A 26770-nucleotide genomic window follows, 5' to 3' on the forward strand; every position below is an offset into this window, starting at 1 on the left:
GCCTTCAGCTTCCTTCGGGGACATTGAGGTCGTTCGCAGACGGACCGACCGGGGAGGACCCCATGAAGCGCAATCTCGTCATCGCCGCCATCACCGCGGCGGCTCTGATCGGCGGCGGCACCTACACCGCGGTCGCCGTGGGCGGCGACGACAGCACCGCCGGTTCCGGCACGGCCACGGGGACGTCCGTGCTGCCGGCGCCGGTGTCGCGGCTCGGGGCGCCGGACGACTCCCCGCGGGTGAGCCGCGCCGGTGTGACGGCGGGGCAGGCGGCCGACGCGGCCCTGAAGAAGGTCCCCGGGACGGTGGTCTCCGTCGAGCGGGACGACGACGGCGACGACCGGGACCGCCGCGACGGGCGCTGGGAGGTCGATGTCCTCGGCAAGGACGACCGCCGGCACGAGCTGAAGGTCGACGCGGGCGGAACCGTACGCGCCGACGGCCGTGCCGACGACGATGGCGATGACGACGACGACCGCGACGACCGGGCCGCGCTGCGGGGCGCCACGGTGGACGCCCGGCAGGCGGCGGACGCCGCGCTCGCCGCCGTACCGGGGACCGCGACGTCCGTCGAGATCGACGACGACCGTACGGGCCACTGGGAGGTCGGCGTACGCGGCGAGGACGGCCGCGCGCACGAACTGAAGGTCCACGCGCGCACGGGCAAGGTCACGGCGGACCGCGCCGACGACCGGGACGACGACCGCGGCGGCGACGACCGTGCCGACGACGCCGGCGGCCGGCACGGTGACGACCGGGACGACGACGGCCGGGACGACTGACCGGCGGGCGCCCTCCTGCCGCCCGGCCACCACGACGGCCGGGCGGCACCCCTTCCGGCGCGGCCTCAAATAGCCTGCGTGATTCCCGCCACCAGTTCGTCCGCCGCCGCGTACGGGTCCAGGGTGCCCGCGACGATGCGTTCCGCCAGGGCGTCCAGTCTGCGGTCGCCGTGCAGGTCGCCGATGCGGGCGCGCAGGGCCGTCATGGCGATGGCCTCCACCTCGTGGGCCGCCCGCCGGGTCCGGCGGGCGGCGAGGACGCCGTGCTCCTCCATCCAGGCCCGGTGTTTCTCCAGCGCCTCCACGACCTCGTCGATGCCCTCGCCGCGCGCCGCCACCGTCTTGACGATCGGCGGGCGCCAGTCGCCGGGGCCCCGGGATTCGCCGAGGCCGAGCATGTGGTTCAGCTCGCGGGCCGTCGCGTCGGCGCCGTCGCGGTCCGCCTTGTTGACCACGTAGACATCGCCGATCTCCAGGATTCCGGCCTTCGCGGCCTGGATGCCGTCGCCCATGCCCGGTGCCAGCAGCACCACCGAGGTGTCGGCCTGGGAGGCGATCTCGACCTCCGACTGGCCGACCCCGACGGTCTCCACCACGATCACGTCGCAGCCCGCCGCGTCCAGCACCCGGATCGCCTGCGGCGCCGACCGGGCCAGACCGCCGAGATGGCCCCGGGTGGCCATCGAGCGGATGTAGACGCCCGGGTCGGAGGCGTGTTCCGACATCCGCACACGGTCGCCGAGCAGCGCGCCGCCGGAGAAGGGGGACGAGGGGTCGACGGCCAGGACCGCGACCCGTCTGCCCGCCCGCCGGTACGCGGTGACCAGCGCGGAGGTGGAGGTCGACTTGCCGACACCGGGCGATCCGGTGAGCCCGACCACATAGGCCCGGCCCGCCAGCGGTGCCAGCGCCGCCATCACCTCCCGTAGCTGCGGGGACGCCCCCTCGACCAGTGAGATCAGCCGGGCCACGGCCCGCGGCCGGCCCTCACGCGCCTGAGCCACCAGTTCGGGGACGTCTTGCATCACAGCTCCAGTTCCGTTGCTCGGCGGTGTACGGACCGCTCGGGACGCACGCACCCGTGGGTACTGCTCGATGGACCCGATGGAAGGGGGGACGTACGGCGGTCTGCCCGATGGAAGGGGGGACGTACGGTCTAACCGGCCACGCGCAGGATCAGCGCGTCGCCCTGGCCGCCGCCGCCGCAGAGCGCCGCCGCGCCGACACCGCCGCCGCGCCGCTTCAGCTCCAGCGCCAGATGCAGGACGAGCCGGGCGCCGGACATCCCGATCGGGTGACCGAGGGCGATCGCGCCGCCGTTCACGTTCACCTTTTCCGGGGACACCCCGAGGTCCTTCATCGACTGCACGGCGACCGCCGCGAAGGCCTCGTTGATCTCGATGAGATCGAGGTCCTCGACGCCCAGGCCCTCCTTCTTCAGCGCGTGCCGGATGGCGTTGGACGGCTGCGACTGGAGCGAGTTGTCCGGGCCCGCCACATTGCCGTGGGCGCCGATCTCGGCGATCCACTCCAGGCCCAGCTCCTCCGCCTTGGCCCTGCTCATCACCACGACCGCCGCGGCGCCGTCGGAGATCTGGGAGGAGGTGCCCGCCGTGATGGTGCCGTCCTTGTCGAACGCCGGACGCAGCCGGGCCAGGGTCTCCACGGTGGTCTCGGGGCGGATGCCCTCGTCCTGCGCGAAGATCACCGGGTCGCCCTTGCGCTGCGGGATCTCCACGGGGACGATCTCGGACTCGAAGACGCCGTTCTTCTGCGCGGCGGCGGCCCGCTGGTGGGAGAGCGCGCCGAACTCGTCCTGCGGGGCGCGCGCGATACCGAGCCGGGTGTTGTGCTTCTCCGTCGAGGCGCCCATGGCGATCTCCTCGAATGAGTCGGTCAGCCCGTCGTACGCCATCGCGTCGAGCAACTCGATCGCGCCGTACTTGTAGCCCTCCCGGGACTTGGGGAGCAGATGGGGGGCGTTGGTCATGGACTCCTGGCCACCGGCCACCACGACCTCGAACTCACCGGCCCTGATGAGCTGGTCGGCGAGCGCGATCGCGTCGAGGCCGGAGAGACAGACCTTGTTGACGCTGAGTGCCGGAACGTCCATAGGGATGCCGCCCTTGACGGCCGCCTGGCGTGCCGGGATCTGCCCCGTCCCGGCCTGGAGCACCTGGCCCATGATCACGTACTGCACCTGGTCGCCGCTGATCCCGGCCCGCTCCAGCGCGGCCTTGATGGCGAAGCCGCCCAGCTCCGCGCCGGAGAAGGACTTCAGCGAACCGAGCAGCCGTCCCATGGGGGTACGGGCGCCCGCGACGATCACGGAGGTGGTGGTGTTCGTATCCGACATGAGACGCGATCCCCTTTGCGTGGAGCGTGAGGAGTGAACGAGGGTTTACTCCAATGTACTGAGCGGTACGCGCCGGGGTCACCCGGCCGTGCGTGTGATCGCGCGCACGTTGCGTAACCGCCGCCGTGGCGCTCCACTGTTTCCATGCTGACGCGAATCGACCACATCGGAATCGCCTGCTTCGATCTCGACGCCACCGTCGAGTTCTACCGGGCCACCTACGGATTCGAGGTCTTCCACACCGAGGTCAACGAGGAGCAGGGCGTCCGTGAGGCCATGCTCAAGATCAACGAGACGTCCGACGGCGGGGCTTCGTACCTCCAGCTCCTCGAACCCGTCCGGGAGGACTCCCCCGTGGGCAAGTGGCTCGCGAAGAACGGCGAGGGCGTGCACCACATCGCCTTCGGCACCGCGGATGTCGACGGGGACGCCCAGGCGGCCCGTGACAAGGGCGTACGGGTGCTCTACGACGAGCCGCGCAGGGGTTCCATGGGCTCGCGCATCACTTTCCTGCACCCGAAGGACTGTCACGGAGTCCTCACAGAACTCGTCACCTCCGCCCAGGAGCACTGACCTTAAGGATTCCCGGCCCGGTAGAGTGGGGCGCTCCGGGCCGGGGCCGGGCCGGGGCCGCGCCCCTGCCGTTGATCTGACACCATTCCCCGGGGGGCCGTTCGCCGCGAACGGTGCTCGATTGGGCAGTTGCGACCAGGGGACGGATGGGACCGCGCAGTGCGGGGCTACGAACGCCAGGAGAGCCACCGAGCTGACGACGACCACCTCTCGCGGTTCGAAGCCGAGATGGAACGGCTGAAGACCGCGCGGGAGAAGGCCGTCCAGCACGCCGAGGACCTCGGTTACCAGGTCGAGGTATTGCGCGCCAAGCTCCACGAGGCACGCCGCACACTGGCCACGCGCCCGTCGTCCTACGACAACGGCGACCTCGGCTATCAGGCCGAGCAGCTCCTCCGTAATGCCCAGATCCAGGCCGAGCAGATGCGCGCCGACGCGGAGCGCGAACTGCGTGAGGCCCGCGCCCAGACGCAGCGCATCCTCCAGGAGCACGCCGAGCACCAGGCCAGGCTCCAGGCCGAGCTGCACGCGGAGGCCGTCCAGCGCCGCCAGCGGCTCGACCAGGAGCTGGCGGAGCGCCGGCAGACCGTCGAGTCGCACGTCAACGAGAACGTCGCCTGGGCCGAGCAGCTCCGCGCCCGTACGGAGTCACAGGCCCGCCGGCTGCTCGACGAGTCCCGCGCCGAGGCGGAGCAGTCCCTCGCCGCTGCGCGCGCGGAGGCCGCCCGGGTCACCGAGGAGGCCCGCCGCCGGCTCGGCTCGGAGTCCGAGGCGGCCAGGTCGGAAGCCGAAGCGATCCTGCTGCGGGCCCGCCGGGACGCCGAGCGGCTGCTGAACGCCGCGTCCGCGCAGGCGCAGGAGGCCTCCGGCCACGCCGAGCAGTTGCGCGCGTCCACGGCGGCCGAGGCCGAGCAGGCCCGCCAGCAGGCCGCCGAGCTGAACCGCGCCGCCGAGCAGCGGATGCAGGAGGCCCAGGAGCGGCTGCGCGAGGCCCGCGCGGAGGCCGAGAAGGTCGTCGCGGAGGCCAAGGAGAGCGCGGTCAAGCGGCTGGCCGGGGTCGAGTCGCAGAACGAACAGCGCACCCGTACGGCCAAGTCGGAGATCGCCCGGCTGGTCGGTGAGGCCACCAAGGACGCCGAGGCCACCAGGGCCGAGGCCGAGGAGGCGCTCGCCGACGCCCGCGCCGAGGCCGAGAAGCTGGTCGCCGAGGCCGCCGAGAAGGCCCGTACGGCCGCCGCGGAGGACACCGCGGCCCAGCTCGCCAAGGCGGCCCGGACCGCCGAGGAGGTCCTGACCAAGGCCTCGGACGACGCCAAGGCCACCACCAGGTCGGCGAGTGAGGAGGCCGACCGGATCCGCCGCGAGGCGGAGGCCGAGGCGGACCGGCTGCGCGGCGAGGCCGCCGAGCAGGCCGACCAGCTCAAGGGCGCGGCCAAGGACGACACCAAGGAGTACCGGGCCAAGACGGTCGAGCTCCAGGAGGAGGCCCGCAGGCTGCGCGGCGAGGCCGAGCAGCTCAGGTCCGAGGCGGTCGCCGAGGGCGAGCGGATCCGCGGCGAGGCCCGCCGGGAGGCCGTCCAGCAGATCGAGGAGGCGGCCAGGTCCGCCGAGGAGCTGCTGACCAAGGCCAAGGCGGACGCCGACGAGCTGCGCTCCGGCGCCACCGCCGAGAGCGAGCGGGTCCGTACGGAGGCCATCGAGCGCGCCACGACGCTGCGCCGGCAGGCCGAGGAGACGCTGGAGCGCACCCGGGCCGAGGCCGAGCGGCTGCGCGCCGAGGGCGAGGAGCAGGGCGAGGCCACCAGGGCCGCCGCCGAGCAGGCCGCGGCCGAGCTGCGCGAGGAGACCGAGCGCGGTGTCGAGGCCCGCAAGGCCGAGGCGGCCGACGAGCTGACCCGGCTGCACACCGAGGCGGAGCAGCGGCTGGCCGCCGCCGAGGCGGCGCTCACCGACGCGCGCGCCGAGTCCGAGCGGATCCGCCGTGAGGCCTCGGAGGAGGCGGAGCGGCTGCGCGCCGAGTCCGCCGAGCGGGTGCGTACGCTGCGGGCGCAGGCCGAGCGGGAGGCCGAGCGGCTCCGTGACGAGGCGGCGTCCGACGCCTCGGAGTACCGCGCCGAGGCGGAGACCGTCGCGGTACGGCTGCGTACCGAGGCCGCCACGGAGGCCGAGCGGCTCAAGACCGAGGCGCAGGAGACCGCCGACCGGGTCAGGGCGGAGGCCGCCGCCGCCGCGGAGCGGGTCGGCACGGAGGCCGCCGAGGCGCTGGCCGCCGCGCAGGACGAGGCGATCCGCCGCCGCCGCGAGGCCGAGGAGACCCTGACGGCCGCCCGCGCCGAGGCGGACCAGGAGCGCGAGCGGGCGCGCGAGCAGAGCGAGGAGCTGCTCGCCTCGGCCCGTAAGCGGGTCGAGGAGGCGCAGGCCGAGGCGCACCGGCTGGTCTCGGAGGCGGACTACCGCGCCACGGAGCTGGTGGCGGCGGCCGAGCAGACCGCCCAGCAGGTACGGGACGCGGTCGCCGGTCTCCAGGACCAGGCCGAACAGGAGATCGCCGGGCTGCGCTCCGCCGCCGAGCACGCGGCCGGGCGGACGAGGTCCGAGGCACAGGAGGAGGCCGACCGGGTACGCGCGGACGCGTACGCGGAGCGGGAGCGCGCGTCGGAGGACGCCGGCCGGATCCGTGCCAGGGCCCAGGAGGAGGCCGACGCCGCGCAGTCCCTGGCCGAGCGCACCGTGGGCGACGCGATCGCGGAGGCGGAGCGGATGCGCGCCGACACCGCGGAGTACGCGCAGCGGGTGCGGACCGAGGCGTCCGACGCGCTGGCGGCGGCCGAGCGGGACGCGGCCCGTGCCCGTGCCGAGGCCCGGGAGGACGCGAACCGCATCCGGGGCGACGCCGCCGCGCAGGCCGACCGGCTCATCGCGGAGGCCACCGGCGAGTCCGAGCGGATGCGCGCCGAGGCCGCCGAGACGGTGGGCGCCGCGCAGCGGTCCGCCGAGCGGCTGCGTGCCGACGCCGAGCAGTTCAAGGCCGACACCGAGGCCGCCGCGGAGCGGCTCAGGAACGAGGCCCAGGAGGAGACGGACTGGCTCCTGGACGAGGCGCGCAAGGACGCGGCCAAGCGCCGTGCCGACGCCGCCGAGCAGGCCGACCAGCTCATCAACAAGGCCCAGGAGGAGGCGCTGCGCGCCGCCACCGAGGCGGAGACGCAGGCCGACGCGATGGTGGGCGCGGCCCGCAAGGAGGCCGGCCGTATCACCGCGGACGCCACCGTCGAGGGCAACTCCCTGGTGGAGAAGGCCCGTACGGACGCGGACGAGCTGCTCGTCGGCGCGCGGCGGGACGCGACGGCCATCCGGGACCGGGCCGAGGAGCTGCGGGTCCGGGTCGAGAGCGAGATCGAGCAGCTCCACGAACGGGCCCGCCGGGAGACGTCCGAGCAGCTCAAGACCGTCGGCGAGCGCGTCGACAATCTGATGAAGGCCGCCAAGGAGCAGCGGGCCGAGGCCGACCACAAGGCCAAGGAGCTGGTCGCCGAGGCCGGTTCCGAGGCGAGCAGAGTGCGGATCGCGGCCGTGAAGAAGGCCGAGGCCCTGCTCAAGGAGGCCGAGCAGAAGAAGGCCGAACTCATCAGAGAGGCCCAGGAGTTGCGCGCCGACGCGGCCCGCGAGGCCAAGAAGACGGTCGAGGACGGCAAGCGCGAGCTCGATGTCCTGGTGCGCAGACGCGAGGACATCCAGGCGGAGATCTCCCGCGTCCAGGATGTACTCGAAGCTTTGGAGTCGTTTGAGGCACCCGCCGGTCCTACGAAGGACACCCAGGTCAAGGCGGGCGCCGCTGCGGGAACCACCCGATCGAGTGGCAAGTCGTCCGACAGCTAGCCACTCAAAAGGCTGGACATTCTCCAGATCAAACCGGCATCCGCTCGATGACACGCCGCTTAGGCCCCTAGGATTCCCCCTATCACCTCACCGGTCTCATTCGACAGGAACCCCATGAGCGACACATCCTCCCCATTCGGCTTCGAGCTCGTGCGGCGTGGTTACGACCGCGGTCAGGTGGACGACCGCATTACCAAACTCGTCGCCGACCGTGACAGTGCTCTGGCCCGTATCACCGCACTGGAGAAGCGCATCGAGGAGCTCCACCTCGAAACGCAGAACGCCCAGGCCCAGGTAACCGACGCGGAGCCGTCCTACGCCGGACTCGGCGCCCGCGTCGAGAAGATCCTCCGCCTCGCCGAGGAAGAGGCGAAGGACCTGCGCGAGGAGGCCAGGCGCGCGGCGGAGCAGCACCGCGAGCTGGCCGAGTCGGCGGCCCAGCAGGTGCGCAACGACGCGGAGGCGTTCGCGTCGGAGCGCAAGGCGAAGGCCGAGGACGAGGGCGTCCGTATCGTCGAGAAGGCGAAGGGTGACGCCTCGACCCTGCGGTCGGAGGCGCAGAAGGACGCGCAGTCCAAGCGCGAGGAGGCCGACGCGCTCTTCGAGGAGACCCGCGCCAAGGCCGCCCAGGCCGCCGCGGACTTCGAGACGAACCTCGCCAAGCGGCGTGATCAGTCGGAGCGCGACCTGGCCTCGCGCCAGGCCAAGGCCGAGAAGCGTCTGGCGGAGATCGAGCACCGCGCCGAGCAGCTCCGGCTGGAGGCCGAGAAGCTGCGTACGGACGCGGAGCGCCGGGCCCGGCAGACCGTCGAGACGGCCCAGCGCCAGGCCGAGGACATCGTGGCCGACGCGAACGCCAAGGCCGACCGGATCCGCAGCGAATCGGAGCGCGAGCTGGCGGCGCTCACCAACCGCCGCGACTCGATCAACGCCCAGCTCACCAACGTCCGCGAGATGCTGGCCACGCTGACCGGTGCCGCCGTGGCCGCCGCCGGCTCCCCGGCGGACGACGAGCCGATCTCCCGTGGTGTGCCTGCCCAGCAGACCCGCTGAGCCGCAGGACCGTCGTCGGGGCCGGCCGCCGGGACCGGGCGGCCGGTACGGAGCGGCTGAGCCGGACCGGCTGAGCACGCAAGGCCGTTCGAGTATGTAACGATCGCGCAAGCCCCCTGTCACTCCGGTGGCGGGGGGCTTTGCGCACCCTTAGGTTGTCCGCATGATCGAGGTTGAGGGGCTCACCAAACACTTCGGCCGCAAGGTCGCCGTCGATGATCTCTCCTTCCAGGTCAGGCCCGGGGTGGTGACGGGCTTTCTGGGCCCCAACGGCGCGGGCAAGTCGACCACCATGCGGATGATGCTCGATCTGGACATCCCGACCGGTGGGTCGGTCCGGATCGACGGCAGGCACTACCGCGAACTCGCCGAGCCCCTCAAGCACATCGGGGCGCTGCTGGAGGCGAAGGCCATGCACGGCGGCCGCAGCGCCTACAACAATCTTCTCTGTCTGGCGCAGAGCAATCGCATTCCCCGGAGCCGGGTGAACGACGTGCTCGACATGGTCGGGCTGACCGCGGTGGCGGGAAAGAAGTCGAAAGGCTTCTCCCTCGGTATGGGACAGCGACTGGGAATCGCCGCCGCGCTGCTCGGTGATCCCGAGATCCTGATGTTCGACGAACCGGTCAATGGTCTGGACCCGGAGGGTATCCACTGGATCCGTAATCTGATGAAGGCGCTGGCGAACGACGGCCGCACCATCTTTGTCTCCAGCCATCTCATGAGTGAAATGGCCTTGACGGCGGATCACTTGATCGTGATCGGGCAGGGCAGACTGCTCGCGAACACATCGATGGCGGACTTCATCCGGGAGAATTCCCGCAGTTACGCCCGGGTGCGCTCGCCGCAGCGGGAGCAGCTCAAGGACGTACTGCACACCGCCGGGTTCACCGCGGCCGAGGCCGACGGCGGGGTGCTGGAGATCGACGGGGCCTCCACCGAGGAACTGGGCGAGCTGGCGGCGCGCCACGGGATCGTGCTGCACGAGCTGAGCGCCCAGCGTGCCTCGCTGGAGGAGGCGTTCATGCGGATGACGGCCGGGTCGGTCGAGTACCACGCGCACGCGGGGCCCGGCGGCGGGCAGCAGCAGCCGCCGCCACCCGCGTGGGGCCAGGTCCCGCAGGGCGGCCCGGGTGCCCCGCAGGGCGGACCGGGTGCTCAGGACGGCGGACCGGGTGCTCAGGACGGCGGGAACCACCAGGGCAGGGGAGTCTGACGATGGGATCGGTACCCGCGGTCCTCCGGTCCGAGTGGACCAAGATCCGTACGGTCGCCTCCACGACCTGGACGCTGATCAGCGCCCTGGTCGTGACCGTGGCCCTGGGCGCGGCCCTCTCGGCGCTGCTGAACTCGACGTTCGACGATCTGTCCGCACCCCAGCGGGCCACCTTCGATCCGACGTTCACCAGCTTCTCCGGGATGGTCCTGGGCCAGCTCGCGATGGTGGTCTTCGGGGTGCTGGTGGTCGGCTCCGAGTACAGCTCGGGCATGATCCGCACCTCGCTGGCCGCCGTACCGCGGCGGGGCACCTTCCTCTTCGCCAAGATCCTGGTGGCCGGGGTGCTGGCCCTGATGGTGGGGCTCGTCACCGGCTTTCTGGCGTTCTTCCTCGGCCAGGCGCTGCTCGGTGACCACGGCACCACCATCGGTGAGCCGAATGTGCTGCGCGCGGTGATCGGCAGCGGGCTCTACATGGCGCTGATCGCCGTCTTCTCGATGGGCGTGGCCACGATGCTGCGCAGTTCGATCCTCTCGCTGGGCATTCTGATGCCGTTCTTCTTCCTGGTCTCGCAAATCCTGGCGGCGGTGCCGGTCGCGAAGGAGGTCGCCCACTACTTCCCCGACCGGGCGGGCTCCAGGATCCTCCAGGTGGTGCCGGACGCCATGAATTCCGACGAGACTCCCTACGGCCCCTGGGGCGGTCTGGGGATCCTGGTCCTGTGGGTGGTGGCGGCGCTTCTGGGCGGTTACCTCGTGCTGAGGAAGCGGGACGCTTGAAGGGCTCTGGTTCGGAGACCCCGGCCCGTTCGTCACCGACTCTCCGCCGGAACGGCTTGGCCGCAACCGTCAAGGCCCGGATATCCTCCTAACTCTTACGGGGGTCTTCGGCCGGGAACGGCGACTGCCCCGACGACCTGACCTGTCGATGGGGCTGGAGAATGATCGAGGCAGTCGGCCTGACGAAGCGCTACGGCGCCAAGACGGCCGTGTACAACCTTTCCTTCCAGGTACGGCCCGGATCGGTGACCGGGTTCCTGGGCCCCAACGGTTCCGGCAAATCGACCACCATGCGGATGATCCTCGGACTCGACCGGCCGAGCGCGGGCCGGGTGACGGTCGGCGGACATCCCTTCCGTCATCTGCCGAACGCGCCGCGTCAGGTGGGCGCGCTGCTGGACGCCAAGGCGGTGCACGGCGGGCGCAGCGCGCGCAATCACCTCCTGTCCCTGGCCCAGCTCTCCGGGATACCCGCGACGCGGGTGGACGAGGTCCTCGGTGTCGTCGGCCTCCAGGATGTGGCCAGAAAGCGTTCCAAGGGCTTCTCCCTCGGTATGGGACAGCGGCTGGGGATCGCGGCGGCGCTGCTCGGGGACCCGCAGGTGCTGCTCTTCGACGAGCCCGTCAACGGCCTCGATCCCGAGGGCATCCTCTGGGTCCGCAATCTGATGAAGCAGCTCGCCTCCGAGGGCCGTACGGTCTTCGTCTCCTCGCATCTCATGAGTGAGATGGCGGTCACCGCCGACCATCTCATCGTGATCGGGCGCGGGCAGCTCCTCGCGGATATGAGCGTCAAGGACTTCATCTCGGCCAACTCGGCGGACTTCGCGCGGGTGCGGGTCGCGGGCAGCGACGCCGAGCGGCGCGAGAAGCTGATGTCCTCGCTGACCGAGGCGGGCGGCCAGGTGCTCTCGGAACCGGACGGCGCGCTGCGGGTCACCGGGCTCACGCTGCCCCGGATCAGCGATCTGGCGCACGGGGCGGACGTACGGCTCTGGGAGCTGTCCCCGCACCAGGCCTCGCTGGAGGAGGCGTACATGCGGATGACGCAGAGCGCCGTGGACTACCGCTCGACGGCCGACGCGCTGGCCGGGTTCCAGCAGCCGCAGACGCCCGGCTACGGGCCGCAGTACGGGTATGGGGCCGCCCCTCAGGGGTACGCGCCGCCGGCCGTACCGGATGTGCCGCAGCAGGGCTGGTACGCCCCGCCGCCGCCCCGGGCCAACCCGTACGCGGGTGACGCCCCGGCCACCCCGGCCACCCCCGCCGGCGTGGCTCCGGCCGGCGCGGCCTCCGTCGTACCGACCGCCACGTCCGTCACGCCCGCCCCGGCCGTAACGGCCCCCGCCCCGGACCCGACGAAGCGCGACAGCACCGAGGACGCCCGATGACGACCCCGTACCAGCAGGTCCCCCCGCAGGCCCCGCAAACGGTCCCGCAGCCGGTCCCGCGGCAGGCCTTCGGCGGACAGAACGGTCCCGTCGGCGGCTATGTCTCGCCCATCCCGGCCCGCCGGACCCATCTCGGTGACGCGCTGGCTTCGGAGTGGACCAAACTCCGGTCCGTACGTTCCACGATGTGGACGCTCGGGGTCATGATCGTGCTGGTGGTGGGCATCGGTCTGCTCGCCGCCGTGATCGTGGCCTCGGCCGACGCCGAGGTGGCCGACAGCGAGTCCGTGCTCGCCCTCGGGTTCTTCGGCGTACTGCTCGGGACCATGTGCGTGATCACGCTCGGGGTCATGACCATCGCCTCGGAGTACGGCACCGGCATGATCCGTACAACCCTGACCGCGTGCCCCAGCCGGGTCCGGGTGCTGGCCGCCAAGGCGACCGTCTTCTTCCTCCTGGTCTTCGTGATCACGGCCGTGACCACGATGATCGTGGCCGCGCTCCAGACCACGATCGTGGACACCGAGTCGCCCGACGGCGCGGCCTGGTTCCGGGCGACGGTCGGCATCAGCCTCTATCTGGCCACGCTCGGACTGCTGTCCATGGCCGTCGGCGCGCTGGTCCGGCACTCTGCGGGGGCGATCACCATCATGATCGGTGTGGTCCTGCTGCCGCTGGTGCTGGCCATGTTCATGTTCTCGAACTCGCTCGGTGATCTGCGGGACGCCCTGTTCGAGTACTCGATCCCCAACCAGCTCTCGGTGTTCTACACCGACAGCACCGGCATCTCGGGCTCGTCGGGCCCCCAGGGCTGGGAGCCGCTGTGGATCCTGCTGGGTGTGACGGCCGTCGCGATGGCCGGCGCCTGCCTCGCCCTCGACAAGCGCGACGTGTAGTCGCGGACGGCACCGGGTCCGTACCGGTCCGGCCACCGGGCCGGGGCCGGTCAGCACATGGGCGCTCAGCACATGGCCGGTCAGCACATGGGCGCTCAGTACATGGGCGCTCAGTACATGGCCGCTCAGTACTTGGGCGCGTTCCGGGACCGCTGTACCCGTGAGGTGCGGCGGTCCTTCGCGGTCCAGCAGGACCGGTGCCAGTGGCGGCGGTCGTCCACCCCGCCGTACTGGGGCCAGGCCACCACATGCGGCACGGCCGACGGGATCTCCTGGTCGCAGCCGGGGCAGCGGTACCGCTTGCCCTCGGCGCTCGCGCCGGCGACATGGCGCACCGACCAGTCCTCGCCCTGCCAGGACTCCGACCGCTGGAACCCCCCGTACCTCTCCCCCGCCTCACCGGCTCGCTCGGTCGGTTTCTCGCCGCCTCGGGGGCGGTTGCGGCGCGGGGACACAGGACACCTCACGGGGCAGACAGCACGGTTCCTGACCCAGCCTACGACCCGGACCGCCGGGTGGACGTCCCGCGCGGCTCAGGACGCCCGGACTCACAGAACAGACTTAAGGGACAATCGCATAACTTTGCTGAACGGCCGTGCCTTCGGCAGGTGTCAGACGTTGTTGCCCACAGGGGAGTCGCGTCGGCCGCAAGGAGGAAAGGCGATGCGTGTTGGAGCTTTCGTACTGTCCGCCCAGTTCCCTGGCCAGGGACAGGGAGAGGCACTGAACCGGGCGGTGCGCACCGCCGAACTGGCCGAGGAGGCCGGGCTCGACGCGGTCTGGCTGGCCGAGCACCACTTCGTGCCGTACGGGGTGTGCCCGTCGGCCGTCACCCTGGCCGCGGTGCTCCTCGGCCGCACCCGGCGACTCCGGGTGGGCACGGCGGTCAGTGTGTTGCCGAACGTGCATCCGGTGGCACTCGGCGAGCAGGCGGCACTGCTGCACCTGGTGTCCGGCGGACGGTTCACACTCGGGGTGGGCCGCGGCGGCCCCTGGGTCGATCTGGAGGTCTTCGGCACCGGTCTGGCGGCGTACGAGCGCGAGTTCCCCGAAGCACTCGCCCTGCTGCTGCGCTGGCTGCGCGAACCCCGGGTCTCGGCCACGGGCGAACGGTTCCGGTTCCGCGAGGTCCCCGTCGTACCGAGGCCGGACGAGCTGATGGACGTCGCGGAACCCGAGGTGGTCATCGCCTGCACCTCGCCCAAGACCGTACGGCTGGCCGCCGAGCACGGTCTGCCGATGCTGCTGGGGATGCACTGCGGCGACGACGAGAAGGCGGAGATGGTCGGACTGTGGCGGACGCACGCGCGCGCCACGGGGCGCAGCGCCGAGGAGATCGAGGACGCCGCGCATGTGTCGGTCGGCGTCGCGCAGATCGCGGACGGCCGGTCCGAGGCGGCCGAGACGCTCGTCAAGGCGATGCCCGGCTGGCTGCGGCAGGGCCTGGGCGCCCATGTCACGGTCGACGGCAGGCGCCGCTCGATGCGGGACCCGGTGGAGTACACCGAACTGCTCTGCGGACTGCATCCCGTGGGGCCGCCCCGGCTGGCGGTGGACCGGCTCGCGGCCACGGCGGAGCGCACCGGCATCAGCCGCTTCGCACTGCTCGTCGAGGGCTCGGGCGATCTGGCGACGACCGAGGAGAACATACAGCGCCTCGGGACGGAGGTACTGCCGGGACTCGGCTGACCGGGCCGGCGGTGCGACCGGCCGGGAGGCGGACCGACCACCGGAACTCACCACGTCAGCACCCGAACCACGCGCGTCACACGAGGAGTCCGGTTCTCGGAACTGCTGCCGCTCCTGCACCCACGACACCTCCCCGGTGCGGAGCGGCAGCAAGGGACGTCAGCAGTCCCGGAGTTCGGGAGACTGGTTGAGCAACTGGGCCCTCACCGAGGTGAAACGGGCCAGCCGCTCGTCGACCGAGGTGTCCAGTGGAAACACCGCGACGCGGTGGCAGTTCTGAAAAGCGAGACGCACTCCGAAGTGCCGCTGGAGCGCACCGCGAATCGCGTCACTCGCGAGCGCGCGCAGCAACTGACCACGTGCCTGCTCGTCCGGCGGCGGCGTCTGGTTGTCGGCGAAAGGTCCACCGTCCACCTTCAGCTCAGCCACCAGAGAACTGATCATCTCCCATGCGTAGGGCAGGGAGGTCCGGACGCAGTCGACGAAAGCCGCTTCGTCGACCTCGCCTCGCTCGGCCTGATCCAACAGCGCCGGTGAGACGTCGAGCGACATGGGTTCTCCTCTCGCGACCCCGGGAAGCGGGGCCTTACGGGCAGGGAAGGAGGCGACGACGACGCAGCGTGCACGACCGGCGACCTCCTGCTTCCACGTTAGGCGCGCAGTGGGGACGGCACCAGGAGAATGGGAACACAACCGGCCAATAACGAACGGGGGCTTCCGGGGCGAATCGCGCGGGGGCTCGCCGGTCGAGTAGCGTTGCCGACCATGCGTCTCGTCATTGCCCGCTGCTCCGTGGACTACGCGGGCCGGCTCACCGCCCACCTGCCCTCCGCTCCCCGTCTCATCCTGGTCAAGGCCGACGGCAGTGTGTCGATCCACGCCGACGACCGGGCGTACAAGCCCCTCAACTGGATGTCGCCGCCCTGCACACTCAAGGAAGGCGCCGACAACGACGCCGGCGTGTGGACGGTCGTGAACAAAGCGGGCGAGAAACTGATCATCACCATGGAGGAAGTACTCCACGACTCCTCGCACGAGCTGGGCGTCGACCCCGGTCTCATCAAGGACGGCGTGGAAGCGCACCTCCAGGAGCTGCTCGCGGACCGTATCGAGACGCTGGGCGACGGATACACCCTGATCCGCCGCGAGTACCCGACCGCGATCGGCCCGGTGGACATCCTGTGCCGGAACGCGGACGGGGTGACCGTGGCGGTGGAGATCAAGCGGCGCGGCGAGATCGACGGGGTCGAGCAGCTCACGCGGTATCTCGAACTCCTCAACCGGGATCCTCATCTCGCCCCGGTGAAGGGCGTGTTCGCGGCCCAGGAGATCAAGCCGCAGGCGCGGGTCCTGGCGACGGACCGCGGGATCGGCTGTGTCGTGCTCGACTACAACGGGCTGCGCGGCATCGAGGACGACAAGCTCCGGCTCTTCTGACCGCCGTCCGGGCGCCCGGGGGCCGGAGGAGGTCTGCGGGCCCGTGGGCCCGAGGGCCCCAAGACCGGCCAGGTGTCCGGCACCGGCATTGACACGGACGTGGGGGCCGCTCTCCGGAGCGGCCCCCACGTCGTTCACCTTCCACCGTCGGTCACGCTCCGGCGTCGGTCGTCCCCGCCGTCGTTCACGCCCCGCCGTCGTTCACGCCCCGCCGTCGTTCACGCCCCGCCGTCGTTCACGCCCCGCCGTCGTTCACGCCCCGCCGTCGTTCACGTTCCGCCGTCGGCTGTCCGTACGCGGACGACGGGCCGGCCGTGTCCCGTCCCGGGGCATCGCGTTCGCGCCGTGCCGCGTCGCCATCGCTGTCGCTGTCGCCGTCGCTGTCGCCGGAGCGTCAGGCCGGGGTGCCGGGCGAGGCGTCGCCGGACTCCGTGACGCCCGCGCTGAGGCTGGGGGACATGTCGCTCGCCGTCGCGGGCTGCGACGGTTCCGGGGCGCTCTCCGACGGCGACTCCGACGGCGAGCCGCCCGAGGGCGGCGTCGACGGTGACGAAGGAGTGTCCGAGGGCCCGGTGGGCGGCGTCGACGGCGACTTCGTCGGCGGCTTCGGCGAGGTGCCCGGCGCGGACGGGCTGCCGCCGTCCGGAGACGAACCGCCGTCGGAAGGGCCCTCCGAGGACGACGCCGTACCCGAAGGGGTGGCGCTGTCGGTCGGCTCCGCGGCGGGCGCCCCCTGCTCCGAACGGCCGGTGACGGGGCCCCGGGTCGTGTCGGCGGCGGGCTGGTCGGCCGGCCGGCCGTCGTCGCCCTCCTCCAGGTCCGAGGACGGTTCCGTGCTGACCCGGTCCGGCTGCGAGGTGCCGTTGCCGGAGGTCGCGCCCAGCGTCACCACCGTGCCCAGGACGGCCGCGAGCACCGCGCCCGCACCCGCCGCGACCAGATTGCGCCGGGCACCGCCCAGCGCGGGACGCCGGCCGTGCGCGGCGGGCCCGGGGGCGGAACGAGGACCGGGTACGGGAGTGTCGCGGCGGGTGACCAGCGGGGTACTCGCGCCGGTGGCCGGGGCGGAACCCGCCCCGGACGGCCCCGGCAGCGCGGGCAGCGACCCGCCCAGGGCCGGGGTGGACATGAGGGCCGCCGGCTCCTCGTACCGTACGACCGCCGACCCCTCCCCCACGGGCGCGCGTCCGCCGGACAGCGCGCCCTCGCGGTCCGCGACCAGGGCCAGCGCCCGGCGTCCCGCGACCGTGCCGACCTTGTCGGCGACGGCGCCCCGCATACCGATCGACGCCTCCAGCTCGGCACGGGCCCGGTCCGGATTGCCGACGCAGAGCGCGAGCACACCCAACTCATGGTGGAAGTACGCCTCTTCGGCGACCTCCCCGGCGAGCCTGGCGGCCTCGGAGCCGGCCCGCAGGGCCCGTTCCCAGGCGCCCCAGTGCAGACCCGCCAGGAACGCGGGCGCGGCGCTGCGCGCCAGCAGCACCGCGGCGCTCGGATGGCCGGACTCCCGGCCGGGCACCAGCGGGCCCAGCGCCGCGAGGATGGCGTCGGCCTCGGCGGCGGCGCGCTCGGGGGTCACCGAGGGGTGCCCGGTCCACCAGGCGTAGTGCTGTGCGGCGGTGTGCGCGTGGGCCACGGCGTCGTCGCCGTACCCCTTCGCCTCCAACTGCGCGAGGACACCGGTGGCGAGCCGGTAGCGCGAGCCGACCGGGGTGAGCAGTCCGCAGCTCATCAACTCGCCGAGCGCGGCGTCCGCGTGGGTGTCGCCCACCAGGGCCGGCAGATGCGCCTGGTGCGGCACCTCGCCGCCGAGCGCCACGGCGAAGCGCAGGGTGGCGCGGGCGGCCTCGCTGAGCCGGGAGGCGAGCAGCGCGGCGGGCGCGGCGCCCTCACCGACGCTGGGCAGGGGCAGGTCGTACCCGTCGGGCGTGCTGACCGGCGTCTCGCCGTTGGACGGTTCGAAGGGCTCGAACTCGTCGAAGGCCCCGGGGCCGCCACGGAGCTGGTCACGCTGCCTCAGCAGCGCACCGGCCTGGACGAAGCGCAGGGGCAGGCCCTCGGACTCGAACCAGAGGTCGCCCGACCAGTTCGCCTCCTCGTCGGTGAGGGGGCGCTCGACGGCACGCTCCAGCAGTTCCAGCGAGGTGCCGCGGCCGAGCCCGCCGAGGGCGATCTCCTCCAGCCGCGCCTCGGCGGAGGGCGCCTCGGCGCCGGGCACCGGGGCGAGCAGATAGGCGCACTCGGGGGTCGCGCCGAGCAGTTCGTCCAGCGCCTCGCCGCCCAGCTCCAGATCGTCGAGGACGACCACCGCGCCGATGTCATGGACGAGCGTGAGCAGCTCCGCGCGGTCGGGCCGGCGCAGGGTCGCGTCGTATACGGCGGAGTACAGCTCGTACAGCAGCTCGGTGGTGGTGCGGTGGTGGCCGGAGAGCCGGACGACGCCGTCGGGCGCGAGGTTCGCGCAGTCCGCCGCGACCGCTTCGAGCAGTGCGGTACGTCCGGACCCCGCGGGCCCGGTGAGCCGGACGGAGCGACCCCGGCCCAGCAGCCCGGTCAGCCGCGTGCGTTCCTCGGCGCGCTCCAGCAGCGGCAGCGGCGGTGCGGCAGGTCCCGGCGGTACGGGCGGCCGGCCCGCGCGCTGGAGAGCGGCGCGGTCCTGGGCGGTGCGCCGCGCGGGGGCGCCGGGCCGGCGGCCCGGCGGGCACAGCTCGATCTCGCTGCCGTCGACGGGGTTGACGGTCAGCAGGAAGTCGCCGGAGATGAGCTGGACCGTGCGGGCGGCCGGGGGCGTGGCCGGTCCGCCGCCCTTGAGATGTCCCCGGGCGGGGGTGACCGCCGGGGGAAGGACGGGGGTGCGCGCGGGCGCGGGGGCGAGGGCGGCGGTGATCGCGGGGGTGATCTCGACGCGGGCCGGGCGGCCCGAGTCGGGGCTCTCGCCGAGGCGTTCGCCCTCGTGGCGCCGGTCGTCGGCGCGTTCGTCCTCGTAGCGGCCGTCGTCGAGACGGCTGTCGTGGACACGCCTGTCGTCGGTACGGCCGTCATCGGCGCGGCTGCCGTCGTGGCGTCCGCCGCCCGGGGCTCCGGCGCCGCGACCGCCGTAGCCGTCGCCGTCGTAGCCATAGGCGTCGTAGCCGTCGCCGCCGAAGCTCCCGCCGCTGTCGCCACCGCCGTGACCGTCGCTGTCGTGGCTCCCGCCGCCGGTGGGCTCGTAGCCGTGGCGCGGGCCGTCGTACGACGCGCCGTCGACGGGCTCGTTACCGGCGTGTTCCCCGCCGGGGCGGGTGCTGCCGGTGTGCGGGCCGTCGGTGCGCCCGGCGCCGAGGTGCCGGTCGTCGAACCGCTCGTCGTCGTGGCCGTACTCTTCCGGTCCCCGGCTCATCGGGTCCATGGTGAAAAGCCCCCCAGATCGTGGCGTGCCGTTGCCCCCGGCCGCGCACGCCCATCTGTCGCTTCTGGTCCGGTATCTGCTCCATGGGTCGGTCATCGGCAGACGGCCGAACCCTAAACCTCCGGACAGTATCCGTGAACAGCCGGGGTACCGACCCGTCCAAGACATCACGGTCTCATGAGGATTGTGCGGTCCGGCCGGGTCAGACCCTTGGCAGCGACTCTGCGGCGATTCCGCCCTCGATGGCGAGAATGCGGTGCAATCGGGTGGCCACGAGCAGGCGCTGCATCTGCGGCGGGACGCCGCGCAGCACAAGTCTGCGACCGCACCGTCCCGCCCGCCGGTGGGCTCCCATGATGACGCCGAGTCCGGTGGCGTCCCAGGAGTCCAGTTCGGTCAGGTCGAGCACCAGATCGCCGGCTCCGTCGTCGACGGCCGAGTGCAGGACCGTACGGGCGTCCGCCGCGCTGCGGACGTCGAGGCGGCCCCCGACGACCAGCTCGGCGTGGTCGCCCCTGATGTGCATATGCGCTCCCCGAGAGTGCTTCTGTGCTCCGTGTCTGTTCTGTCTTCCAACAACTGACTGCCGCGTGGGCGGAGAAGTTGCCGTCTGTAAGCGAACCGATACCAAAATCACCCTGTGGGGTGATACCGAAACGGCGTGAGGCGGCTCAGTGCTTGTAGAAGCCCTGCCCGCTCTTGCGGCCGATGTCACCCGCGTCCACCATCCGGCGCATCAGCTCCGGCGGGGCGAACTTCTCGTCCTGCGACTCGGCGTAGATGTTGCCGCTCGCGTGGAGGAGGATGTCGACACCGGTCAGGTCGGCGGTGGCGAGCGGCCCCATGGCGTGACCGAACCCCAGCTTGCAGGCGGTGTCGATGTCCTCGGCGGACGCGACGCCCGACTCGTAGAGCTTGGCGGCCTCGACCACCAGCGCGGAGATCAGTCGTGTGGTCACAAAGCCTGCCACATCGCGGTTGACGACAATGCAGGTCTTCCCCACGGACTCGGCGAACTCCCGCGCGGTGGCGAGGGTTTCGTCGCTCGTCTTGTAGCCGCGCACCAGCTCGCAGAGCCGCATCATCGGCACCGGCGAGAAGAAGTGCGTGCCGACGACACGCTCCGGGCGCCCGGTCACCGCCGCGATCTTGGTGATCGGGATGGCGGAGGTGTTGGAGGCGAGGACGGCGTCGTCCCGGACGAGCTTGTCGAGCGCCCGGAAGATCTCGTGCTTGACGTCGAGCTTCTCGAAGACGGCCTCGACGACGATGTCCGCGTCGGCGACGGCGTCCAGCTCGGTGGTCGTGGTGATCCGGGCGAGGGCCGCGTCCGCGTCGGCCTCCTCCAGCTTGCCCTTGGCGACGAACCGCCCGTACGAGCTCCTGATGCCGTCGATCCCCCGGGCCAGCGCCGCGTCGGTGACATCCCGCAGCACGACGTCCCAGCCCGCCTGGGCGGAGACCTGCGCGATCCCGGACCCCATGAGTCCGGCCCCGATGACGGCGAGCTTCCTGGCCACGTCACACCCCACGATTCTTCTTCGGCTCGTCCCAGGCCTTAACGCCTGTTTACATTCGAGTGCTCTGCCGGAGGTTAGCGGTCGCGGTGGGCCGTGTGGCGATGAAGAGATGCGCGTCACGTCTCACATGACGGACATCACACCGGGGCCGCCATCACACGCCGCACACCGCGCACTTGCGCACCGGCTCCCCCACGGGCGGCTCCCCCACGGGCCAGGCTTTACATGTGACTCTTTGGTCACCTATTTTGGATCCGTGACCGACGACGACCGTGTCTTCAAGGCGCTGGCTGATCCGACGCGCCGTTTTCTGCTGGACCTGCTCTTCGCGCGTGACGGGCGGACGCTGACCGAGCTGGAGTCCGAGCTGGAGATGACGCGGTACGGAGCGATGAAGCATCTGAAGGTGCTGGAGGAGGCGGGGCTTGTCGTCACGCGCAAGTCCGGCCGGGAGAAGCTGCACTTCCTGAACCCGGTACCGATCCGGTTGGTCCACGACCGGTGGATCGACAAGTACACCGAGCGCCAGGTGACGGCGCTCGCGGAGCTCAAGAACGAGCTGGAGGGGAACACATGACAGCCACGGCCGAGACGACCAGGACCGTCCGGGTGCACCAGGTCTACATCAGGGCGACACCCCAGGCGGTCTGGGACGCGATCACCCAGCCGGAGTGGAACGCGCGCTACGGCTACCGCTGCGCGGGCGAGTTCGACCTGCGCGCGGGGGGCGCGTACCGGGTGCTGTCGAGCGACGAGATGCGTCAGCACGGCGCGCCGGAGCAGATCATCGAGGGGGAGATCGTCGAGGCCGTTCCGCCGCACCGGCTCGTCCAGACCTACCGCATGCTCTTCACGCCGGAGCTGGCGGGCGAGCCGTTCACACGGCTCACCTACGAGATCGAGGAGGAGCCGTACGGGGGCGTCACCAAGCTCACCGTGACGCACGACGTCAGCGGGGCGCCGGCCCACGCGGCCCAGGTCGCGGGTGAGATCAAGGAGGCGGGCGGCGGCTGGGCGCTGCTGCTCAGCGACCTCAAGTCCCTGCTGGAGACCGGCAGGCCGATGGTGGGCTGACGACCGGTCGCCCACTGCGCCCTGTGCGCCCTGTGCGCCCTGTGCATACCGTGCCCGGTGCCCTCCGACGGGAACCGGGCACGGCCTAGGCTGGCCGTATGGTCAATCTGACGCGCATCTACACCCGCACCGGCGACAAGGGCACGACCGCGCTCGGTGATATGAGCCGTACCGCCAAGACCGATGTGCGGATCGCGGCGTACGCCGACGCCAATGAGGCCAACGCCGTCATCGGTACGGCGATCGCGCTGGGCGCGCTCCCCGAGGAGCTGGTGAAGGTCCTGGTCCGGGTCCAGAACGACCTCTTCGACGTGGGCGCGGACCTGTCGACCCCGGTGGTGGAGGAGCCCGCGTACCCGCCGCTGCGGGTCGAGCAGTCGTACATCGACAAGCTGGAGGCGGACTGCGACCGTTTCCTGGAGCGGGTCGACAAGCTCCGCAGCTTCATCCTCCCCGGTGGCACCCCGGGCGCCGCCCTGCTGCACCAGGCCTGCACGGTCGTCCGTCGCGCCGAGCGTTCGACGTGGGCGGCGCTGGAGGTGCACGGGGAGACCATGAACGCCCTGACGGCGACCTATCTGAACCGTCTGTCCGACCTCCTCTTCATTCTCGCCCGGGTGGCGAACAGGGAGGTCGGGGACGTGCTCTGGGTGCCGGGCGGCGAACGCTGAGGCCGGCCGCCCAAACCGACCGCCGTCACCGATCCCCGTCACCGACCGCCGCACCGGGCGCCGTCACCGACCGCCGCACCGGCCGGCGGGGGCTTCCCGGCGGGCCGTTTCTCACGGGTGGGGGAGCAGGTCCGCGTCATGGGCCAGCACCGCGGCCTGTACGCGGTTGGCGCAGCCCGTGCGGGTCAGGATGCGGCTGATGTGCGCTTTGACCGTGCTCGCGCTCAGATGGAGCCGGTCGGCGATCTCGGCGTTGGACAGGCCGGTGCCCAGCAGCCGCAGGACGCTCCGCTCGGCGGGGGTCAGATGCTCGACCCTGCGCCGGGCGGCCTGCGCGTCATGGGTGGACCGTACGTGCTGTTCCATCAACTGCCTGGTGATCCGGGGCGCCAGCACCGGTTCGCCGGTCGCGGCGAGCCGTACCGCGTGGATCAGTTCGGTGGGGCCGGTGTCCTTGAGCAGGAAGCCGCTCGCGCCGGCCCGCAGGGCCCGCGTCACGCTCCGCTCCTCGCCGAACGCCGTGAGCATCACCACGTGGGTGGAGGGCGAGATACGGGCGATCTCCTCGGCGGCGGCGATACCGTCCCCGGCCGGCATCTGGATGTCGAGCAGCGCCACGTCGACGGTCCGGTCGCGGCAGGCCGCGACGGCTTGACGGCCCTCCCCCGCTTCGGCCACCACCTCGATGTCCTCGGCGTTCTCCAGGATCAGCCGGATGCCGGCGCGCATCAACGCCTCGTCGTCGGCTATGAGGACTCGGATCACCGCCTCATCCTAGGCCGGGAGCGGCCTCATTCCAGCGCGGCGGCCACCAGGAGCAGGATCAGGAAGGTCACGGTGGGCAGGACCACGAGCGTGGCCGCGCAGCCCGCGCCCAGGACCCGGGGCCAGGTGAGGATCTCGGCCGAGAGGGGAGCGCGGGTTCCCGGGTGTGCGGTGCCGTCCCGGGGCGCCCCGGATTCGCCGGTGACGACCGCGCTCGGGTCCGGTGGGGGTACGGCCGGGGTGACGCCGTCCGGACGGGACGGCAGGAGGGCGGCCAGCCGGAACCCGCCGTCCCGCAGGGGGCCCGCCGTGAACGAGCCCCCGAGCAGCGTGATCCGCTCCTCCAGCCCGGCCAGTCCGCTGCGGTTTCCGGCCCCCGGGAGGCGTTGACGTCCCTCGTGTGGGGCCTCGTTGGTGACGGAGACCTCGATCCGGCCGGAGCCGCTCCCGGCCGCGCGACCGGTGCCGCCCCCGTGACCGTCGCAGGTACCGCGATCGCCCTCGTCCCCGGTCTCGCCCCTGACCCTGCCGTCGCTCCCGGCCCCGCCGTCGCCCCTGACCTCCACCCGTGTGGGTGCCCCGGCCGCGTGCTTGAGCACGTTCGTCAGCCCCTCGCGGACCACGCGGTGCATCGACTGGCGGGTGCGCGGGCCCGGATCGGCCGAGTCGGGGAGCGACCAGTCGAGTTCGACGGTGACACCGGCCTGCCGGGACTGCGCCACCAGTGCGGTGATGTCCTCGCGTGTTCCGCGATGCCCCTCGGGATCGGTCCCCGCCGTGTCCTCGTGCCGCAACAGGCCCAGGATGCCGCGCAGTTCCTCCATCGCCGTGCCCGCGGTGGTGCGCAGCAGCTCGGCCTGTCCGGCCAGCGGCGGTGCCTGACGCGCGGCGGCCAGTTCCAGTGCCCCGGCGTGCACCGATATCAGGCTCAGCCGGTGGCCGAGGAGATCGTGCATCTCGCCGGCGATACGGGTACGTTCCTCCAGCCGCGCCGTGGCGGCGGTCAGTGAACGGGCCTGTTCCAGATAGGCGTTGCGTTCCCGCAGCAGACCGACCAGGGGCCGGCGCCGCCCCAGCAGTGTCCCGGCCAGCGCGGGGAGCAGCACGAGGAGCACCGCGGAGACACCGTTCCCGGCCAGCTCCGCCGGCCAGGCGCCCGGCCGGGCCGGGCTTCCGGCGAGCGTCAGCGCGAGGGTCACCGCGCAGGCCGCTCCTACGGCGTGCCAGGCGCGGCGCGGCGGCGCGATCCGCCGGGTGGCGGGCAGCACGATCAGCGGTACCACGGCCAGTACCCATACGTTGGGGCCGACCAGCAGGGGTCCCGTACCCAGCACCGCCAGGACCGGCCGGTGGTGCCGCAGGGGTACGAGGGACGCCGCGTACAGCGCCTCCAGCACAGCCAGGACGGGCCGGTCCGGGTGCACCAGCGGCAGCGGGACCAGTCCGAGGGCCGCCGTCAGCAGCCAGCCCACCGCCTCGGCGGCGACGGTACGGCGCGGGGCACGGCGCACGGCGGCCCAGCCTTCCACCGCCTCGCGCCGCACGGACCGCGCCATGCGCCGCACGGACCGCGCCATGCCGGCCGGCCGTGGCATACGAGCCCGCCGTGACATACGGGCCGATCGCGGCATGACGCCCGATCGGGCCGTCCGGGCCGTCCGGGCCGGTCGCGCCGCGTCCGCCGTCCCGTGTCCCGTGCGCGCCCATGCGCGCGCCCATGCCCGCGGCTTACGTCCGGGCACGCGCCTCACCCTCATCCCCGTCCTCGCCCGTAGGTCTCCTGGCGGCAACGGTAGCGTCGGCCGCAGCGGCCGGGTCCGCGCGGGGCCCGCCGGCCCGGGGCCCGGCCCCTCACGCGCTCAGCCGGAGACCCAGCTCCGTCCTCAGCGCGGTCAGGTCCACGCCGAGGGCGCGCAGTTGTGCCGGGACCGGTCCCTCGGCATCGTCGAGGAGCGCGGTCACGAGGTGCACCGTGCCCACCGAGGAAGCGCGGTGCTCGGCGCCGGTGAGCCGTGCCACGGCGATGGCCCGTTCGGCCGCGGCGGAGCGCGGCACGTGAGCGGAGGCGGTGAGCGGATCGGCGGCGAGAGCCGCCAGGAACAGCGGCGCCGGGCGCACTCCGTGGGTACGCAGCAGAGCGGCGGCCTCGTTGACGGGTGCCAGCGCCTCGGGCAGTGACCGTCCGGCGAGCGACAGTGACCTGTCCAGCGCGAGGACGGCCAGCAGCAGATCCACCGGTTCCACCGTCTCCCGTCCGCACCGTACGGCCTGGCGTCCGGCCTCCACGTTCACCGCGAACAGGATGGGCGAGCCGTCGTCGGCGCTGCCGGTCGTCCACGCCATCAGGGTGCGGGCCAGCCAGTTGCTCCGGTCCTCCAGCACCCCGGCCCGGCGCAGGACGGTCACGGCCGGGGAGAGGGGCCGGCCGGTCTCCGGCGGTTCGGTCCCGTTCCGTGCCCGGGTGTCCAGCGTGTCCAGTTCGGTGTACGCGGCGGCCGGGTCCAGCCGCCTCAGTACGCATGCCTCCCGCGCCCTGGTGCCGGGGAGGTCCAACAGGGCACGGGCCACATGCCGGGAGCACACGCCGGGGGACGCGTCCCCGCGAGCGAGCCGGTGGGCGTGGAGCAGGCAGGCGCGCAGTGCCCCGGACGGCTCGGGCCATTCCCGGTCGCTCGGCGCGACGCCCTTGCCGGAGCGCTGCGCGACCTGCCACCGCGCCAGGCGCCAGGCGGCGTCGACCTCGTGCTCGACCTCGTGCTCGTCACCGGACACGGCCGCGGTGCCGTCACCGGATACGGCCGCGGTGCCGTCGCCGCCGTCCCCATGGCCGCCGTCCCCATGGCCGCCGTCGCCGTTGTCGTCGCTCACCCAGCCGCGTCCCGCCCGGCCCGCGATCAGTCCGCTCAGCCCGCCGGCCCGCCGCATACCGGGGGCGATCGCCGCGCCCGCCGCCGAGTCACCCATGACCAGTGAGGACAGGAGATCCTCCGTGCCCAGGTGCCGGAACTCGTGGGTGAGCGCACGGCGCAGCATCTCGACGAGCAGATCGACGACGTCGGACTCGAACTCCGTGACCTCGCCGGCGGGTTCGGTCCCGTCGGCGCGTCGCGCGGCATCGGTGCGAGCCGTGAAGGGAGATCGGTTTTCCATCGGGTGTTCCCCTTGGGTCCTGAGTGCGGTGGCCTGGTCCGCGACCGACGCTAGGACTTGTCCGGTCGATCATGTGACTGCTTCGTGTGCGGGTCGTTGGTGTGGGCATGGGGCGGGGTGATCTGAGCGATGCTGAGTGGGAGCG

General features: G+C 72.4%; 23 protein-coding genes. 13 read left to right on the forward strand and 10 right to left on the reverse strand.

Annotated elements, in window-relative coordinates:
* Window positions 1–62 precede the first annotated feature (62 nt).
* The gene (locus ACFYYH_RS11180; protein ID WP_388548810.1) at window positions 63–782 is read left to right on the forward strand and encodes a PepSY domain-containing protein; all 720 of its coding nucleotides are present in this window, start codon (window positions 63–65) and stop codon (window positions 780–782) included.
* Window positions 783–847: 65 nt separating this feature from the next.
* On the opposite strand, the gene meaB is transcribed toward ACFYYH_RS11180, so the two are convergent.
* Window positions 848–1807, reverse strand: a complete 960-nt coding sequence (gene meaB, locus ACFYYH_RS11185) for a methylmalonyl Co-A mutase-associated GTPase MeaB (RefSeq protein ID WP_388548811.1) — start codon at window positions 1805–1807, stop codon at window positions 848–850.
* 131 nt (window positions 1808–1938) lie between these two features.
* Window positions 1939–3138 carry an acetyl-CoA C-acetyltransferase gene (locus ACFYYH_RS11190; protein WP_388548813.1) on the reverse strand — a complete coding sequence of 400 codons (1200 nt, stop codon included), beginning with the start codon at window positions 3136–3138 and terminating at the stop codon, window positions 1939–1941.
* Window positions 3139–3282: 144 nt separating this feature from the next.
* Here ACFYYH_RS11190 and mce point away from each other — a divergent pair, with 144 nt between their 5' ends.
* The 7 genes from mce (at window position 3283) to ACFYYH_RS11225 (ending at window position 12928) form a co-directional block, all read left to right on the forward strand.
* Window positions 3283–3711 (forward strand): methylmalonyl-CoA epimerase, encoded by a 429-nt coding sequence (mce, locus tag ACFYYH_RS11195; protein WP_388548815.1) that lies wholly within the window; start codon window positions 3283–3285, stop codon window positions 3709–3711.
* A gap of 159 nt (window positions 3712–3870) precedes the next feature.
* Window positions 3871–7590, forward strand: a complete 3720-nt coding sequence (scy, locus tag ACFYYH_RS11200) for a polarized growth protein Scy (RefSeq protein WP_388548818.1) — start codon at window positions 3871–3873, stop codon at window positions 7588–7590.
* Window positions 7591–7704: 114 nt separating this feature from the next.
* Window positions 7705–8643, forward strand: coding sequence for a cellulose-binding protein (locus ACFYYH_RS11205; protein WP_388548819.1), 939 nt, complete (start codon window positions 7705–7707; stop codon window positions 8641–8643).
* A gap of 163 nt (window positions 8644–8806) precedes the next feature.
* On the forward strand, window positions 8807–9859 hold the full coding sequence (locus ACFYYH_RS11210; protein WP_388548822.1) for an ABC transporter ATP-binding protein: 1053 nt from the start codon (window positions 8807–8809) through the stop codon (window positions 9857–9859).
* A gap of 2 nt (window positions 9860–9861) precedes the next feature.
* Window positions 9862–10641 carry an ABC transporter permease subunit gene (locus tag ACFYYH_RS11215; RefSeq protein WP_388548824.1) on the forward strand — a complete coding sequence of 260 codons (780 nt, stop codon included), beginning with the start codon at window positions 9862–9864 and terminating at the stop codon, window positions 10639–10641.
* A 161-nt stretch (window positions 10642–10802) separates the two neighbouring features.
* Complete coding sequence (locus ACFYYH_RS11220) at window positions 10803–12032, forward strand: ATP-binding cassette domain-containing protein (RefSeq protein WP_388548826.1); 1230 nt, start codon at window positions 10803–10805, stop codon at window positions 12030–12032.
* Complete coding sequence (locus tag ACFYYH_RS11225; RefSeq protein WP_388548828.1) at window positions 12029–12928, forward strand: ABC transporter permease subunit; 900 nt, start codon at window positions 12029–12031, stop codon at window positions 12926–12928. The genes ACFYYH_RS11220 and ACFYYH_RS11225 overlap by 4 nt, the downstream gene beginning before the upstream one ends.
* Before the next feature lie 125 nt (window positions 12929–13053).
* On the opposite strand, the gene ACFYYH_RS11230 is transcribed toward ACFYYH_RS11225, so the two are convergent.
* Entirely contained in the window at window positions 13054–13383 is a 330-nt protein-coding gene (locus tag ACFYYH_RS11230; RefSeq protein WP_388548831.1) for an ATP/GTP-binding protein, read from the reverse strand.
* Between the two features lie 208 nt (window positions 13384–13591).
* Between ACFYYH_RS11230 and ACFYYH_RS11235 the strand changes: the two genes are divergently transcribed.
* A complete protein-coding gene (locus ACFYYH_RS11235; RefSeq protein WP_388548834.1) occupies window positions 13592–14617 on the forward strand; it encodes an LLM class flavin-dependent oxidoreductase in 1026 nt (341 codons plus the stop codon).
* Between the two features lie 159 nt (window positions 14618–14776).
* Here the strand turns inward: ACFYYH_RS11235 and ACFYYH_RS11240 are convergent, their stop codons facing one another.
* On the reverse strand, window positions 14777–15169 hold the full coding sequence (locus ACFYYH_RS11240) for an SCO5389 family protein (RefSeq protein ID WP_066954020.1): 393 nt from the start codon (window positions 15167–15169) through the stop codon (window positions 14777–14779).
* 213 nt (window positions 15170–15382) lie between these two features.
* Between ACFYYH_RS11240 and nucS the strand changes: the two genes are divergently transcribed.
* Complete coding sequence (nucS, locus tag ACFYYH_RS11245; RefSeq protein ID WP_388548837.1) at window positions 15383–16054, forward strand: endonuclease NucS; 672 nt, start codon at window positions 15383–15385, stop codon at window positions 16052–16054.
* 394 nt (window positions 16055–16448) lie between these two features.
* On the opposite strand, the gene ACFYYH_RS11250 is transcribed toward nucS, so the two are convergent.
* The 3 genes from ACFYYH_RS11250 to ACFYYH_RS11260 all read right to left on the reverse strand — a co-directional run bounded on the left by ACFYYH_RS11250 (window position 16449) and on the right by ACFYYH_RS11260 (window position 20965).
* Window positions 16449–19436, reverse strand: a complete 2988-nt coding sequence (locus ACFYYH_RS11250; RefSeq protein ID WP_388548840.1) for an ATP-binding protein — start codon at window positions 19434–19436, stop codon at window positions 16449–16451.
* Between the two features lie 211 nt (window positions 19437–19647).
* Window positions 19648–19971 carry an STAS domain-containing protein gene (locus tag ACFYYH_RS11255; protein WP_066956508.1) on the reverse strand — a complete coding sequence of 108 codons (324 nt, stop codon included), beginning with the start codon at window positions 19969–19971 and terminating at the stop codon, window positions 19648–19650.
* A gap of 145 nt (window positions 19972–20116) precedes the next feature.
* Entirely contained in the window at window positions 20117–20965 is an 849-nt protein-coding gene (locus ACFYYH_RS11260; protein WP_388548842.1) for a 3-hydroxyacyl-CoA dehydrogenase family protein, read from the reverse strand.
* Between the two features lie 256 nt (window positions 20966–21221).
* Here ACFYYH_RS11260 and ACFYYH_RS11265 point away from each other — a divergent pair, with 256 nt between their 5' ends.
* From ACFYYH_RS11265 to ACFYYH_RS11275, 3 genes are all read left to right on the forward strand, one after another.
* On the forward strand, window positions 21222–21542 hold the full coding sequence (locus ACFYYH_RS11265; RefSeq protein WP_388548843.1) for an ArsR/SmtB family transcription factor: 321 nt from the start codon (window positions 21222–21224) through the stop codon (window positions 21540–21542).
* Complete coding sequence (locus ACFYYH_RS11270; protein ID WP_388548845.1) at window positions 21539–22039, forward strand: SRPBCC domain-containing protein; 501 nt, start codon at window positions 21539–21541, stop codon at window positions 22037–22039. Before ACFYYH_RS11265 ends, ACFYYH_RS11270 begins: the two co-directional genes overlap by 4 nt.
* Before the next feature lie 98 nt (window positions 22040–22137).
* Window positions 22138–22710 carry a cob(I)yrinic acid a,c-diamide adenosyltransferase gene (locus ACFYYH_RS11275; protein ID WP_388548848.1) on the forward strand — a complete coding sequence of 191 codons (573 nt, stop codon included), beginning with the start codon at window positions 22138–22140 and terminating at the stop codon, window positions 22708–22710.
* A 111-nt stretch (window positions 22711–22821) separates the two neighbouring features.
* Here ACFYYH_RS11275 and ACFYYH_RS11280 read toward each other — a convergent pair whose 3' ends face one another.
* The 3 genes from ACFYYH_RS11280 to ACFYYH_RS11290 all read right to left on the reverse strand — a co-directional run bounded on the left by ACFYYH_RS11280 (window position 22822) and on the right by ACFYYH_RS11290 (window position 26625).
* The gene (locus tag ACFYYH_RS11280; RefSeq protein WP_388548851.1) at window positions 22822–23475 is read right to left on the reverse strand and encodes a response regulator; all 654 of its coding nucleotides are present in this window, start codon (window positions 23473–23475) and stop codon (window positions 22822–22824) included.
* 26 nt (window positions 23476–23501) lie between these two features.
* A complete protein-coding gene (locus ACFYYH_RS11285; RefSeq protein ID WP_388548854.1) occupies window positions 23502–25031 on the reverse strand; it encodes a sensor histidine kinase in 1530 nt (509 codons plus the stop codon).
* Window positions 25032–25326: 295 nt separating this feature from the next.
* Window positions 25327–26625, reverse strand: a complete 1299-nt coding sequence (locus ACFYYH_RS11290; RefSeq protein WP_388548857.1) for a Clp protease N-terminal domain-containing protein — start codon at window positions 26623–26625, stop codon at window positions 25327–25329.
* Window positions 26626–26770 lie beyond the last annotated feature (145 nt).

It is taken from the genome of Streptomyces sp. NPDC002018, from assembly GCF_042890865.1.
Classification (GTDB): domain Bacteria; phylum Actinomycetota; class Actinomycetes; order Streptomycetales; family Streptomycetaceae; genus Streptomyces.